The organism is Streptomyces sp. NPDC024632, assembly GCF_055559175.1.
Map to the genome: position 1 here is coordinate 222,531 of NZ_JBVHLD010000014.1, position 14,451 is coordinate 236,981.

7 protein-coding genes are annotated in these 14,451 nt (G+C 72.4%); 1 reads left to right on the forward strand and 6 read right to left on the reverse strand.

What is annotated here, in order from left to right; genetic code table 11:
• Positions 1 to 111 precede the first annotated feature (111 nt).
• The 4 genes from glgB to ACZ37P_RS27560 form a co-directional block, all read right to left on the reverse strand.
• Positions 112 to 2,649 carry a 1,4-alpha-glucan branching enzyme gene (gene glgB, locus ACZ37P_RS27545; protein ID WP_467349087.1) on the reverse strand — a complete coding sequence of 846 codons (2,538 nt, stop codon included), beginning with the start codon at positions 2,647 to 2,649 and terminating at the stop codon, positions 112 to 114.
• Positions 2,646 to 4,100 (reverse strand): maltokinase N-terminal cap-like domain-containing protein, encoded by a 1,455-nt coding sequence (locus ACZ37P_RS27550; protein ID WP_401852281.1) that lies wholly within the window; start codon positions 4,098 to 4,100, stop codon positions 2,646 to 2,648. The genes glgB and ACZ37P_RS27550 overlap by 4 nt, the downstream gene beginning before the upstream one ends.
• Positions 4,101 to 4,623: 523 nt before the next feature.
• Complete coding sequence (gene treS, locus ACZ37P_RS27555) at positions 4,624 to 6,324, reverse strand: maltose alpha-D-glucosyltransferase (protein WP_355349586.1); 1,701 nt, start codon at positions 6,322 to 6,324, stop codon at positions 4,624 to 4,626.
• The gene (locus ACZ37P_RS27560) at positions 6,321 to 8,306 is read right to left on the reverse strand and encodes an alpha-1,4-glucan--maltose-1-phosphate maltosyltransferase (protein ID WP_391044652.1); all 1,986 of its coding nucleotides are present in this window, start codon (positions 8,304 to 8,306) and stop codon (positions 6,321 to 6,323) included. Before ACZ37P_RS27560 ends, treS begins: the two co-directional genes overlap by 4 nt.
• A 720-nt stretch (positions 8,307 to 9,026) precedes the next feature.
• Between ACZ37P_RS27560 and glgP the strand changes: the two genes are divergently transcribed.
• Complete coding sequence (gene glgP / locus ACZ37P_RS27565) at positions 9,027 to 11,636, forward strand: alpha-glucan family phosphorylase (protein ID WP_355349580.1); 2,610 nt, start codon at positions 9,027 to 9,029, stop codon at positions 11,634 to 11,636.
• Positions 11,637 to 12,271: 635 nt separating this feature from the next.
• On the opposite strand, the gene ACZ37P_RS27570 is transcribed toward glgP, so the two are convergent.
• Positions 12,272 to 13,738, reverse strand: a complete 1,467-nt coding sequence (locus ACZ37P_RS27570) for a DEAD/DEAH box helicase (protein WP_467349096.1) — start codon at positions 13,736 to 13,738, stop codon at positions 12,272 to 12,274.
• A gap of 129 nt (positions 13,739 to 13,867) precedes the next feature.
• Positions 13,868 to 14,071: a cold-shock protein gene (locus ACZ37P_RS27575; protein ID WP_188279682.1), complete on the reverse strand. Its 204-nt coding sequence runs from the start codon at positions 14,069 to 14,071 to the stop codon at positions 13,868 to 13,870.
• Between the last annotated feature and the right edge of the window lie 380 nt (positions 14,072 to 14,451).

Consider the following 14,451-nt stretch of genomic DNA (forward strand, 5'->3'; position numbering starts at 1 on the left):
ACGAGGGTGTTTGGTGTGGCCCCTCTTCTTTGTTGGATGGGTGAGCAACACCCCCCCCCCCCCCCCCCCCCCCCCCCCCCCCCCCCTGGGGCCGTGTCCGTCATGCGGGGGCTACGCCGGGCGCAGCCAGAGGGTCGCCAGCGGGGGAAGGGTCAGCGAGATGCTGTGGGGCTGGCCGTTCCAGGGCGTCGGCTCGCTCTTGACGGGCTCGGCGACCACGACGCCGCTGCCGCCGTAACGGGCCTCGTCGGTGTTCAGCACCTGCTTCCAGACGACGTCGGGGGAGCCGAGGCGGTAGTTCTCGCGGACGACGGGGGAGAAGTTGCTGACGCACAGCAGCGGGTCACCCGCCTCGTCGTAGCGGAGGAAGGAGAAGGTGTTGTCCTCCGCCGCGCCGCCGTCGATCCAGGTGAAACCGCTGGGGTCGGTGTCGAGCTGCCACAGCGCGGGCGCGGCCGTGTACGCCGCGTTCAGGTCGCGGACCAGGTCGCGTACGCCCTTGTGGTCGGCCGCGGCCGGGTAACTCTCGTCCAGCAGCCACCAGTCGGGGCCGTTCTCGTGCGACCACTCGGCGCCCTGCGCGAACTCCTGCCCCATGAAGAGCAGTTGCTTGCCGGGGTGCGCCCACATGAAGCCCAGGTACGCCCGTACGGTGGCCCGCTGCTGCCACCAGTCGCCGGGCATCTTCGCCACCAACGAGCCCTTGCCGTGCACCACTTCGTCGTGCGAGATGGGCAGCACGTAGTTCTCCGAGTACGCGTACACCATGGAGAACGTCATCTCGTTGTGGTGGTACTTGCGGTGCACCGGCTCGTGCGAGACGTAGTCCAGCGAGTCGTGCATCCAGCCCATGTTCCACTTCAGGCCGAAGCCGAGGCCGCCGAAGCCGGCCGGGCCGACCAGGTGGGTGGGCCGGGTGACCCCGTCCCAGGCCGTCGACTCCTCGGCGATGGTGACGGTGCCGGGACAGCGCCGGTAGACGGTCGCGTTCATCTCCTGGAGGAACGCCACCGCGTCCAGATTCTCCCGGCCGCCGTACGCGTTGGGCAGCCAGTCGCCGCCCTCGCGGGAGTAGTCGAGGTAGAGCATCGAGGCCACCGCGTCCACCCGCAGCCCGTCGATGTGGAACTCCTCGCACCAGTACACGGCGTTCGCCACCAGGAAGTTGCGCACCTCGGTACGGCCGAAGTCGAACTCCAGGGTGCCCCAGTCCGGGTGTTCCGCCCGGCGCGGGTCGGCGGGCTCGTACAGCGGCGCGCCGTCGAACCGGGCCAGCGCCCAGTCGTCCTTGGGGAAGTGCGCGGGCACCCAGTCCATGATCACGCCGATCCCGGCCGCGTGCAGGGCGTCCACCAGGTACCGGAAGTCGTCGGGCGAGCCGAGCCGCGAGGTCGGCGCGTAGTACGACGTCACCTGGTAGCCCCAGGAGCCGCCGAAGGGGTGCTCGGCGACCGGCATCAACTCCACGTGCGTGAAGCCGAGTTCCTTCACGTACGCGGGCAACTGCTCGGCCAGCTCACGGTAGGTCAGCCCCGGCCGCCACGAGGCCAGGTGCAGCTCGTAGACCGAGAACGGCGCCCGGTGCACCGGGAGTTCGCCCCTGCGGGCCATCCACTCCTGGTCGGCCCACTCGTACGCCGACTCCGTGACGACCGACGCGGTCGCGGGCGGCACCTCGGTGGCCCGCGCCATCGGGTCGGCCTTCATCCCGCGCGAGCCGTCGGGGCGGGTGATCTCGTACTTGTACGCCGTCCCGGCGCCGACGCCCGGCACGAACAGCTCCCACACCCCGGTCGCGCCCAGCGAGCGCATCGGGAAGCCGGTGCCGTCCCAGTAGTTGAACTCCCCGGCCACGCGCACCCCGCGCGCGTTCGGCGCCCACACCGCGAAGCGCGTACCGGTCACGCCGCCGTGCGTCATCGGCCGGGAGCCCAGCGCCTTCCACAGCTCCTCGTGCCGCCCCTCCCCGATCAGATGCAGGTCCAGCTCCCCGAGGGACGGCAGGAAGCGGTACGGGTCCTCCACGATGTGCTCGCCGTCGTCGTACGTGACGGCCAGCCGGTACTCCGGCACGTCGGTGCGGGGCAGCACCGCGGAGAAGAGGCCGTCGGCCTCGTCGGTGAGGTCGAACCGCTCGCCGTCCACGACGGCCGCCACCGCCCGTGCGAACGGCCGCAGCGCCCTGATCCGGACGCCGCCGTCCACCGGATGCGCCCCCAGCACTCCGTGCGGGTCGTGGTGCGCGCCGTCCAGCAGCCGCCGTCGGTCGTCGCCGACCAGGCTTCCGGGTTCCGGCCCGAAGGAGGGCTCGGGGTCGGCCCCGGACCTCCCGCCGGTGGTGGGCTGCTCGCGCTCACGCGGCGGCAGCGGCACGTCGGACTCGGCCCCGTGCCCCTGCGGGGCGCTCTCGGCGAGCCGGCCGGTCGCGGCCGGGCCCGCGCCGGGCACCGTGACCGCCGGCGCCACAGGACCCGCGCCCGGCACCGGGGCGGCTGGTACCGCCGGGGCGTCGGACGGGGGGGCAGGCGGGGTCGTATCCGCGAGCGGGGCCGGTCCCGGAGCCGTGCCGGAGGCGGCCGGGTGGGGGGTGCCGCGGTCGTAGCCGCGCGCCTGGGCCTCGGGGAGGAAACGGTCGTCGGGGCGTGTCACGGGCTGGACTCCTCAGAAGGGGCGGCGTCAGATGTGGCGGCGGCCAGGCGGGCCAGGGCGGAGAGCGGGATGGGGAGCCAGGCGGGGCGGTGCCGCGCCTCGTACCGGGCCTCGTAGACCGCCTTGTCGGTCTCGAAGGCCCGTATCAGCACGGGCTGTTCGCGCGGGTCCACCCCGGACACGGCGGCGTACCCGGCGCAGAAGGCGTCCCGGTGGCGGGCGGCCCAGGGACCGTTGCCGCTGTGGTGGGCGGCGTAGTCGAAGGACCGCAGCATGCCCGCCACGTCCTGGACCGGCGGCGCCGCCCGGCGCCGTTCGGCCAGCGGCCGGGCGGGCTCGCCCTCGAAGTCGATCAGCACCCACTCGCCGTCCGGACCGCGCAGCGCCTGCCCCAGGTGCAGGTCGCCGTGGATCCGCTGGGCGGTCACCGCGTTGCCGGGGGCCGCGCCGAGCCGCGCGAGGTCGTCGAAGGCCGAGCGCAGCGCCGCGACGTGCGGCCGTACGGCCGGGACCTCCTTCGCGGTCTCGTCCAGCCGCCGGGTCATCGCCGAGGCGATACGTTCCAGCGCTGGGCCGTCCAGGGTACGCACCGGCAGCGCGTCGGCCAGGGCGCCGTGCACCTCGGCCGTGGCGCGGCCGAGCGCCGCCGCCTCGCCGGTGAAGTCGCCGTCCTCGGCGACCGAGGCCAGGGCCAGGGCCCAGCCGTCGGACGAGCCGGGCAGGAAGCGCTGGAGCACACCGAGCGTGGTCGGCTCCGTCGTGCCCGCCGCCGCGCCCTGCGGGCCCATGACGCCCTCCGGCGGCAGCGCCTCGAACCAGGCGACCGGCTCCGCGACCCGCCGCGAGCCCTTGTGGGCCAGCGCGAGCGACAGCTCCAGGTCCGGGTTGGTGCCGGGGGAGACGCGGCGGAACAGCTTGAGGATGTAGGCGTCCCCGTACACGACCGAGGTGTTGGACTGCTCGGCGGTGGAGACGCGCGGGGTCAGCCCCGGCGGGAACTCCTCCTGCGGCTCGACGCTGAAACGCAGCCGCCCGGTGGTGCCGGGCGCGCGGAGCCGTTCGAGCAGCAGCGCGGCCAGCCGGGGGTCGTGCGGCGCGTCGTAGAGCGTCAGGCCGTCGTACGGGCCGCCGACGGCCGGGCCGAGCGCGGCCCGTACCAGCGCCGACGGCAGCAGCGGGTGCGCGCCGAGCAGCAGTTGGTAGCAGTCGGCGGGGCGGCCGGGCTGCTCGACGTCCACCAGGACGTGCAGCAGCCCCAGCGGGCCGAGCCGGCCGCCGGGAGGCATCAGCTCGGTGGCCGCGGCCAGCCGGAAGCCGCCGATGGGCAGGCCCTTGCCGGCGAACCAGCGCTGTTTGGGCAGCCAGGAGCGCAGCAGCGGTTCGAGCGACCGCAGCAGGCCGGGCGCCAGCGGCCGCCCGGCGACGGGCGGCACGCCGGTCGCGGACGGCACGTCCGGGCCCGTCGGCGAAGCGGCGGCCGAGGCCGCGGCCGGGGCGGATGAGGAAGCCGCGGCCGAGCGCGCGTCCGTCACGGGGCGTGACCCCGACACGGATGGTGAACTCGATGGTGAATTCGATACGGACGGTGAGGTGGATCCGGATGGTGAGGTGGGTACGGAAGGAGCACGGGTCCAGGAGCGGTCCGACATGACGTCCTTTCCCCGGGGAGTCGCGCACCCGGCCGCTTCGACGCGCGGCGGGGGCGCCAGCCTCCCGGATGACGGGTTCGGGCTGTCCGGCGACACGGGGAGCCTGCCCCGGGCGGGTGACAGGAAACCGCCGTACGGCCCGCCCGCGTGACGATCATGTGTCAGCGAGCCGACGTACGACGGAATGCGCCCCGCGGGTGCTGCTGGGGTACTCCGGATACTGCCAGGGGTCCGGGATGCCCGCTACTCGGAGCGGGGGCCGGCCGCGGGGGCGGTGCGCCACCCGCGTCGGCTGCGGGGGGCCGGTCGCTCCGGCCCCCCGCCGTCACACCTGCTCGCGGCGGAGCCGGAACCAGTAGAAGCCGTGGCCCGCGAGGGTGAGCAGGTACGGCAGTTGACCGATCGCGGGGAAGCGCACCCCGCCGATCAGCTCCACCGGGTGCCGCCCGGCGAAGCTCCGCAGATCCAGCTCGGTGGGCTGGGCGAACCGCGAGAAGTTGTTCACGCACAGCACGAGGTCGTCGCCGGACTCGCGCAGGAACGCCAGCACGGCCGGGTTGCTCGACGGCAGCTCGGTGTAGGAACCGAGCCCGAAGGCACGGTTCTGCTTGCGGATCTCGATCATCCGCCGCGTCCAGTGCAGCAGCGAGCTGGGTGAGCTCATCTGCGCCTCGACATTGGTGACCTGGTACCCGTAGACCGGGTCCATGATCGTGGGCAGGTAGAGCCGTCCGGGGTCGCTGGACGAGAAGCCCGCGTTGCGGTCGGGGGTCCACTGCATCGGCGTACGGACCGCGTCCCGGTCACCGAGCCAGATGTTGTCGCCCATGCCGATCTCGTCGCCGTAGTACAGGATCGGGGATCCCGGCAGGGAGAGCAGCAGCGCGGTGAACAGCTCGATCTGGTTGCGGTCGTTGTCCAGCAGCGGTGCCAGCCGCCTGCGGATGCCGATGTTGGCGCGCATCCGCGGGTCCTTGGCGTACTCCGCGTACATGTAGTCGCGTTCCTCGTCGGTCACCATTTCGAGGGTCAGCTCGTCGTGGTTCCGCAGGAAGATGCCCCACTGGCAACTCGCCGGGATGGCGGGAGTCTTCGCCAGGATTTCCGACACCGGGTAGCGCGATTCCCGCCTGACCGCCATGAAGATGCGCGGCATGACGGGGAAGTGGAACGCCATATGGCATTCGTCGCCGCCCTTGCGGAAGTCGCCGAAGTAGTCGACGACGTCCTCGGGCCACTGATTGGCCTCGGCCAGCAGCACGGTGTCGGGGTAGTGCGCGTCGATCTCGGAGCGCACCTTCTTCAGGAACTGGTGGGTACGCGGCAGGTTCTCGCAGTTGGTGCCCTCCTCCTGGAAGAGATAGGGCACCGCGTCCAGCCGGAAACCGTCGATCCCGAGGTCGAGCCAGAAGCGCAGCGCGGCCAGGATCTCCTCCTGCACCCGCGGGTTCTCGTAGTTGAGATCCGGCTGGTGGGAGAAGAACCGGTGCCAGTAGTACTGCTTGCGCACCGGGTCGAACGTCCAGTTCGAGGTCTCGGTGTCGACGAAGATGATGCGGGCGCCGTCGTACTGCTTGTCGTCGTCCGCCCAGGTGTAGAAGTCCCCGTACGGTCCCTCCGGGTCGCTGCGAGACTGCTGGAACCACTCGTGCTGGTCGCTCGTGTGGTTCATGACGAAGTCGATGATCACGCGCATGCCGCGCTGGTGCGCGGCGTCCACGAATTCCACGAAGTCCGCCAGGTCGCCGAATTCCGGCAGCACGGCCGTGTAGTCGGCCACGTCGTATCCGCCGTCCCGCAGCGGTGACGCGAAGAACGGCGGCAACCAGAGGCAGTCCACGCCGAGCCACTGGAGATAGTCCAGCTTGGCGGTGATGCCTTTCAGGTCGCCTACGCCGTCTCCGTTGCTGTCCTGGAAGGACCGGACGAGGACTTCGTAGAACACCGCCCGTTTGAACCAGTCGGGATCACGGTCCTTGGCCGGTGTGTCCTCGAAGGTGTCAGGGACGGGTTCGTTGACGATCAACTGAGTGACCCTCCGATCGAAGGAGACGGTCGCAGCGACAGGACATGCGCGGGCGCGCGGCCCGGCTCAAGGCGCACATAGTTGTCTCTGCCCCAGTGGTAGGTGTCCCCGGTGAGCTCGTCGCGCACCGGGTATGACTCGTGCCAGGAGAGCCCGAGTGCCGGCATGTTCAACGAGACGGTGGCCTCCTGGGTGTGGAACGGGTCCAGGTTGACGACCACCAGTACGACATCGTCGTCGCGGCGCTTGGAGTAGGCCAGTACCGCGCTGTTGTCCACTGGGTGAAATGTGATGTCCCGTAGCTGCTGGAGCGCCGGGTGACGGCGGCGCAGCCGGTTGAGCGTAGTGATCAGCGGGGCGAGCGAGCGGCCCTCGGCCTCGGCCGCCGCCCAGTCCCGCGGCCGGAGTTCGTACTTCTCCGAGTGCAGGTACTCCTCACTGCCGGGCTTGGCAGGGGTGCCCTCACACAGTTCGAAGCCCGCGTAGACGCCCCAGGTGGGCGAGAGCGTCGCGGCGAGCACCGCCCGCGCCTCGAAGGCCGGACGACCGCCGTGCTGGAGGAAGGCGTGCAGGATGTCGGGGGTGTTCACGAAGAAGTTGGGCCGCATCCACGCTGCCGCCTCCCCGCTCAACTCCCGCATGTAGTCGGTCAGTTCGCTCTTGTCGTTACGCCAGGTGAAGTACGTGTACGACTGCTGGAAACCGATCTGGCCGAGGGTGGCCATCATCGCGGGACGGGTGAACGCCTCCGCCAGGAAGATCACGTCCGGGTCGGTGCGGTTGATGTCCGCGATGACCTTCTCCCAGAACACCACCGGCTTGGTGTGCGGATTGTCCACCCGGAAGATCCGCACCCCGTGCGCCATCCAGTGCCGCAGCACCCGCAGGGTCTCCCTGACGATGCCCGCGAAGTCCTCGTCGAAGGCGATCGGGTAGATGTCCTGGTACTTCTTCGGCGGATTCTCCGCGTACGCGATCGTGCCGTCCGCGCGGTGCGCGAACCACTCCGGGTGCTTGGCCACCCACGGGTGGTCGGGCGAGCACTGGAGCGCGAAGTCCAGCGCCACCTCCATCCGCAGCTCGCGGGCCCGCTCCACGAAGTGGTCGAAGTCCGCCAGGGTGCCCAGGTCCGGGTGGACGGCGTCGTGCCCGCCCTCGGGGGAGCCGATCGCCCACGGCGAGCCGACGTCGTCGGGGCCGGGCGTCAGGCTGTTGTTCGGGCCCTTGCGGAAAGCTGTGCCGATCGGGTGAATGGGCGGCAGATAGACCACGTCGAAACCCATCGCGGCCACCGCGGGCAGCCGCTCGGCCGCGGTACGGAAGGTCCCCGAGCGCGGCGGGGCGCCCTCTTCGAGCACCGCCCCCTCCGAGCGGGGGAACAGCTCGTACCAGGACCCGTACAGCGCCCGCTCCCGCTCCACGTGCAGCGGCAGCGGCCGGGAGGCGCTGACCAGCTCGCGCAGCGGATACCGGTCGAGTGCGCCGACCACGTCGTCCGCCAGCGCCGCCGCGTGCCGGGCGGCGGGGGTGCGCGAGGCGTCCCGCAACGCGTCCACCGCGGCCAGCACACCCGCCCTGCCGTCGCTCTTGGGCACCCCGGCCGCCGCCCGCTCGTGCAGCAGCGCGCCCTCGGCCAGCACCAGTTCGGTGTCGATCCCGGCGGGGATCTTGATGCCCGCCGCGTGCCGCCAGGTCGCCACCGGGTCGGACCAGGCCTCCACGCAGTACGTCCAGCGCCCCTCGGCCGTCGGGGTGACGCGCGCGCCCCACCGGTCCGTGCCGGGCTCCAGCTCGCGCATCGGCGTCCACGGCCCCGACCTGCCGGTCGGGTCCCGCAGCACCACGTTCGCGGCCACCGCGTCGTGCCCCTCCCGGAACACGGTGGCGGTCACCTCGAAGGTCTCTCCTGCCACCGCCTTCGCCGGGCGGCGGCCACAGTCCACCAACGGACGGACATCGACGACGGGAATACGACCGATCATTGCCTCACCTGACAGCGCTGTGGATGGGACGGCGGAGATGGGGGGCGCCGGACAGCGGCCCACGGCGGCGGCGAGCAGCGTCGCGACGGGCCGCTCCCTCGCGGGCCCCCGCTCTTTTTAGCTGTTCCGGGCAGTGCGGGCTTGCCTGCATGGCCGCTCCAGTCCGCGTTCACTCGTGTGGAGGTGATAGGTGACGATCCGGGACGATTGCTGCCATGACTGTGGTGCCGTACGTGTGGTGCCGTGGGACCTGACGGTGCGTTGTGACGCTGTGTGGTGCAGTCTCGTGCTCCGCGCGAAGCCCCGCAATCGGAGCCTGCCCACGCTCCGCGAGACGAAAGCACCTCACCGAAGCGTTTCGGGAGCGCGTCACGAATGCTCAATCCGCCACCCCCGACCTGCCCCTGACGCCATTGTGGGGCCGACCACGGGCGCGCCTGACACGCGCCCCCGAGAGCGCCCCCGCGCACGCCCCCACCGTACGCGAAGCACCCGACACGCCCGCGTACGGCCGTACCCTCGCGTCACCCGGAACCCCCAGGGCGACGGCGGTCACGCGCCGGGCCGGTGACCCCCGACCGGGCCCGTACGACCTGCCCCGCCCACCGGCGTGATCCGCACTGCGACCGGTCGCTTCCGTGAGCCGCCGTTCGCGCGTTTGAACCACCGGATCGTGGACACTGGCCGCAGGCCCCCGCCATCGGGTCTACGGTCGAATACGTGAAGGCAATCCGTCGATTCACCGTGCGCACCGTCCTGCCGGAACCTCTGCGCCCGCTCGGGGAGCTGGCCCAGAACCTACGCTGGTCATGGCACCCGGAGACCCGGGAGCTGTTCCAGAGCGTCGACCCCGTGGGCTGGCGGGCCGCCCAAGGCGACCCCGTGCGGCTGCTCGGCGCCGTGTCCAAGGAACGGCTCGCCGCGCTCGCCGGGGACCGGCGCTTTCTGCGCCGCCTGGCCGCCGCGGCGGAGGAACTGGCCGACTACACCAGCAACCCCCGCTGGTATCAGGAACAGAGCGACCTGCCCGCAGCCATCGCCTACTTCTCACCCGAATTCGGCATCACCGCCGCGCTGCCGCAGTATTCCGGCGGCCTCGGCATCCTCGCCGGCGACCACCTGAAGGCCGCGAGCGACCTCGGCGCCCCGATCATCGGCGTCGGCCTGCTCTACCGGCACGGCTACTTCCGCCAGACCCTCTCCCGCGAGGGCTGGCAGCAGGAGCAGTACCCCGTCCTCGACCCCAACGAACTGCCCGTCACCCTGCTCCGCGAGACGAACGGCGCCCCCGCCGAGGTCTCCCTCGTCCTGCCCGGCGGCCGATCGCTGCGCGCCCAGATCTGGAAGGCCCAGGTCGGACGCGTCCCGCTGCTGCTCCTCGACTCCGACGTCGAGGCCAACGAACCCGCCGAGCGCGACGTCACCGACCGGCTCTACGGCGGCGGCAGCGAGCACCGGCTGCTCCAGGAGATGCTGCTGGGCATCGGCGGCGTCCGCGCCGTCCGCGCCTACTGCCGGATCACCGGCCACGCCGAACCCGAGGTGTTCCACACCAACGAGGGCCACGCCGGTTTCCTCGGCCTGGAGCGCATCCGCGAACTGGCCCTCGAAGGGCTCGACTTCGACGCGGCGCTGGAGGCCGTACGGGCCGGGACGGTGTTCACCACGCACACCCCCGTCCCCGCGGGCATCGACCGCTTCGACCGCGAACTGGTCGGCCGCCACCTCGGCGACGGCGGCGAGCTGCCCGGCGTCGACATAGGCCGCGTCCTCGAACTGGGCATGGAGACCTACCCCGGCGGCGACCCCAACCTGTTCAACATGGCGGTGATGGGTCTGCGGCTGGCCCAGCGCGCCAACGGCGTCTCCACCCTGCACGGCTCCGTCAGCCGCGAGATGTTCGCCGGGCTCTGGCCGGGCTTCGACCCGGAGGACGTGCCGATCACGTCCATCACCAACGGCGTGCACGCGCCCACCTGGGTCGCCCCCGAGGTGTTCCGGCTCGGCGCCCGGCAGATCGGCACCCAGCGCGCCGAGGACGCCCTGATGGTCGGCGGCGCCGACCGCTGGGAGGCCATCGCCGACATCCCCGACGCCGCCGTCTGGGAACTCCGCCGTGAACTGCGCGAACAGCTCGTGGAGGACGTACGGCGCCGGGTCCGCGAGTCCTGGCGGCAGCGCGGCGCGGGAGAGGCAGAACTGGGCTGGACCGACAGCGTCCTCGACCCCGACGTGCTCACCATCGGCTTCGCGCGCCGGGTCCCGTCGTACAAGCGGCTCACCCTCATGCTGCGCGACCAGGACCGGCTGATGGACCTGCTGCTGCACGCCGAGCGGCCGATCCAGATCGTGGTCGCGGGCAAGGCGCACCCGGCCGACGACAGTGGCAAGCGGCTGGTCCAGGAGCTGGTCAGGTTCACCGACGACCCCCGGGTCAGGCACCGCATCGTCTTCCTGCCGGACTACGACATGCGGATGGCGCGGCTGCTCTACCCCGGCTGCGACGTCTGGCTCAACAATCCGCTGCGCCCGCTGGAGGCCTGCGGCACCTCGGGGATGAAGGCCGCGCTCAACGGCTGCCTCAACCTGTCGGTGCTCGACGGCTGGTGGGACGAGTGGTTCGACGGCGACAACGGCTGGGCGATCCCCACCGCCGACGGCGTCGTCGACGAGGACCGCCGCGACGAGCTGGAGGCCGCCGCGCTCTACGACCTGCTGGAGAAGCAGGTCGCGCCGCGCTTCTACGACCAGGGCGCGCAGGGCCTGCCCGGCCGCTGGATCGAGATGGTCCGGCACACCCTCACCACCCTCGGCCCGAAGGTGGTGGCCGGCCGGATGGTCCAGGACTACGTCCGCACGCTGTACGCGCCCGCCGCCCGTTCGCACCGCGCCGTACACGGCGAGGAGGCCGGGGCGCTGGCCGCCTGGAAGCGGCGGGTACGGCAGCAGTGGCCGCGGGTCTCGGTCCAGCACGTGGAGACCGGCTCGGTCGGCGGCACCCCGGAGCTGGGCTCCACGCTCACCCTCCGGGTGGAGGTCGCCCTCGGCGAGCTGGACCCGACGGACGTCGACGTCCAGCTCCTGTCCGGCCGCGTCGACGCCGCCGACCGGCTCGCCGATCCCACCGTCGCCTCGCTCAAGCCCACCTCCCGCACCGACAGCGCGGGGCGCTACCACTACGAAGGGCCTCTCACCCTCGACCGCACCGGCCCCTTCGGCTACACCGTCCGCGTCCTCCCCACCCACCCCCACCTGGCCACTCCCGCCGAGCTCGGCCTGATGGCCATCCCCCCGGAAACGGAGGGCATGACCGCCGGCCTCCTCCGCTAACCGCCCTCCGACCGGGGCCCGCCTCCCCAGCGGAGTTGGCCTCCGGCGTGGGGTTGGCCTTCCGGCCGGGGGTTGGCCTCCGGCGTGGGGTTGGCCTTCCGGCCAGGGGCCGCCTCCTCAGCGGGGTTGGCCTTCGGCCGGGTGCTTGCCTCCGGCGTGGGGCTGGCCTTCCGGCCGGGGGATCGCCTCCGGCGTGGGGTCGGCCTTCCGGCCCGGGCTTCGCCCAGCGCCTCCGGCCTGCCCGGCTCGTGCGGTGCAGGGGGCCGGTGGCTCCGGTTCGCCGTGTCGGCCTGCGGCCGGGGCTCGCCTTCGGCGTGGGGTCGGCCTTCCGGCCCGGGTTTCGCCCAGCGCCTCCGGCCTGCCCGGCTCGTGCGGTGCGGGGGCCGGGCGTTTCGGATCGCTGTATCGGCCTGCGGCCGGGGGATCGCCTCCGGCGTGGGGTTGGCCTTCCGGCCGGGGCTTTGTCCGGTGCCTCCGGCTTGTGCGGTGCAGGGGGCCGGAGGCTTCGGGTCGCCGATTCGGCCTGCGGCCGGGGGCTGTTTCGGTGCCGCCCGGCGGCCGAGGCGGTGCGGCGGAGAGGGGGAAGCGCCCCTGCCGAGGGGATCGGCGGGGGCGCTTCGGTGTGCGGGATGGGGTCAGGCCGCGCGGCCTGAGCTGCCGGTGTCGCCGCCGCGGGCGCGGCGGCCCACCGCGCCGCCGCGGCCGGCGGCGGCGCCGGGGCCGGTGCGGCGGCCCCGGCCGGCCGCGCCCTCGTTGGCGGTGGCGCCGGTACGGCGGGATGCGGCCTTCTTGGCGGGCTGCTGACGCTCACCGGCGGTGGCGGCGCCGCCGCGTCCACTGCCGCCGCGACGGCGGCGGGACGGGGCCGCGCCGGGAGCCTTGGCCTTGGGCGCCGGGACCTCGGCGGCGGGCAGCGTGACCGGGGTGCCGGACGGCTGCCGGGCACCGGTGATCCTGACCAGATCCGCGTCGCCCGGACGGACCCGGGCGGTGTGCGGCCGGATACCGGCCTGCGTCATGAGCCGGGCGTTCTCGCGCCGCTGCTCGGGCAGCACCAGCGTGACGACCGTGCCGGACTCACCGGCCCGCGCCGTACGCCCGCCGCGGTGCAGATAGTCCTTGGCCTCGGTCGGCGGATCGACGTTCACGACCAGGTCGAGACCCTCGATGTGAATCCCGCGCGCCGCGACATTCGTGGCCACCAGCGCGTCGGCCGTCCCCGTACGGAACTGGTCGAGCGCCCGGTTCCGCTGCGGCTGCGACTTGCCGCCGTGCAGCGCCACCGCCCGCACCCCGAGGCCCAGCAGGTGCTTGGTGAGCCGGTCGGCGCCGCGCTTGGTGCCGACGAACATGATCACGCCGCCCTGCCGGGCGGCGATCTCCGCGGTCACCGCCCGCTTGGTCGCCTCGTCGACGTGCAGCACGTGGTGCTCCATCGTCGTCACCGTCGCGGACGACGGGTCCACCGAGTGCGTGACCGGATTCTTCAGGAACCGCTTGACCAGCTTGTCGACATTGCGGTCCAGCGTCGCCGAGAACAGCATCCGCTGCCCGCCCGGCTTGACCTGCTCCAGCAGCCGCGTGACCTGCGGCAGGAACCCCATGTCGGCCATCTGGTCGGCCTCGTCCAGTACCGTCACGCCGACCTGGTCCAGCGAGCAGGCGTGCCGCTCGATCAGGTCGAAGAGCCGTCCGGGGGTCGCGACCAGGATCTCGGCCCCGCCGCGCAGCGCGGCGATCTGCTTGGTGATGGAGGCGCCGCCGACCACCGCGGTGGTCCGCAGCCCGAGCACCTTCGCGTACGGCGCGAGCGCGTCGGTCACCTGGGTGGCCAGCTCGCGGGTGGGCACCAGCACCAGCGCCAGCGGACGCTTGGCGTCGGCGCGGCGGCCGAGCGCCTTGACGCGGGTCAGCATCGGCAGGCCGAAGGCCAGCGTCTTGCCGGAGCCGGTACGGCCGCGGCCGAGCACGTCACGGCCGGCGAGCGAGTCCGGCAGCGTCGCGGCCTGGATCGGGAACGGTTCTGTCACCCCGTCGGCGTCCAGGGCGGCGACCAGCGCCGGGTCGAGCGGAAGCTCGGAGAACAGCTTTACGGGGGACACGGGTGACAAAAGCGGGATTCCTTCCTCGGGCCGCCACGGCGGGAGCCATTGCGGCGGCTGCACGCGAGAGGCCCGCACCGTGCGGTGCGGGCCTCCCGTTACCGAGCGTCGCGGCCCGGTTACTCTGAATTAGAGCGGACGGATGTTCTCCGCCTGCGGGCCCTTCTGGCCCTGCGTGACGTCGAACTCGACCTTCTGGCCCTCAAGCAGCTCACGGAAGCCCTGGGACTGAATGTTCGAGTAGTGGGCGAACACGTCCGGGCCGCCACCCTCCTGCTCGATGAAGCCGAAGCCCTTTTCCGAGTTGAACCACTTCACGGTTCCGGTAGCCATAACAATCTCCCTATGGTGGGGCAGTTTCCAAACCCGCACTGTACGGATATGGGTCGCTGTAGATGATCACCCCACACCGGAGAAATCCGGCAAAACAAAAGTGCGCCCGGAATCGCAATCATCCAGGCGCACAAAAAGTTCTGGGTACCACAACTGCAACGCGACCAGCCTACCAGAGTCCTGCGGCCTCCGGTCGATCTTGTCCCGGCGAGTTCCTCCGCCCGGGTCCTGGGGGGGGGGGGGGGGGGGGGGGGGGGGGGGGGGGGGGGGGGGGGGGGGGGGGGGGGGGGGGGGGGGGGGGGGGGGGGGGGGGGGGAGGGGAGGGGGGGGGGGGGGGGGAGGTGGGTCAGCCACGAGGGGAAGTCGCGGGGGGCCGAGGC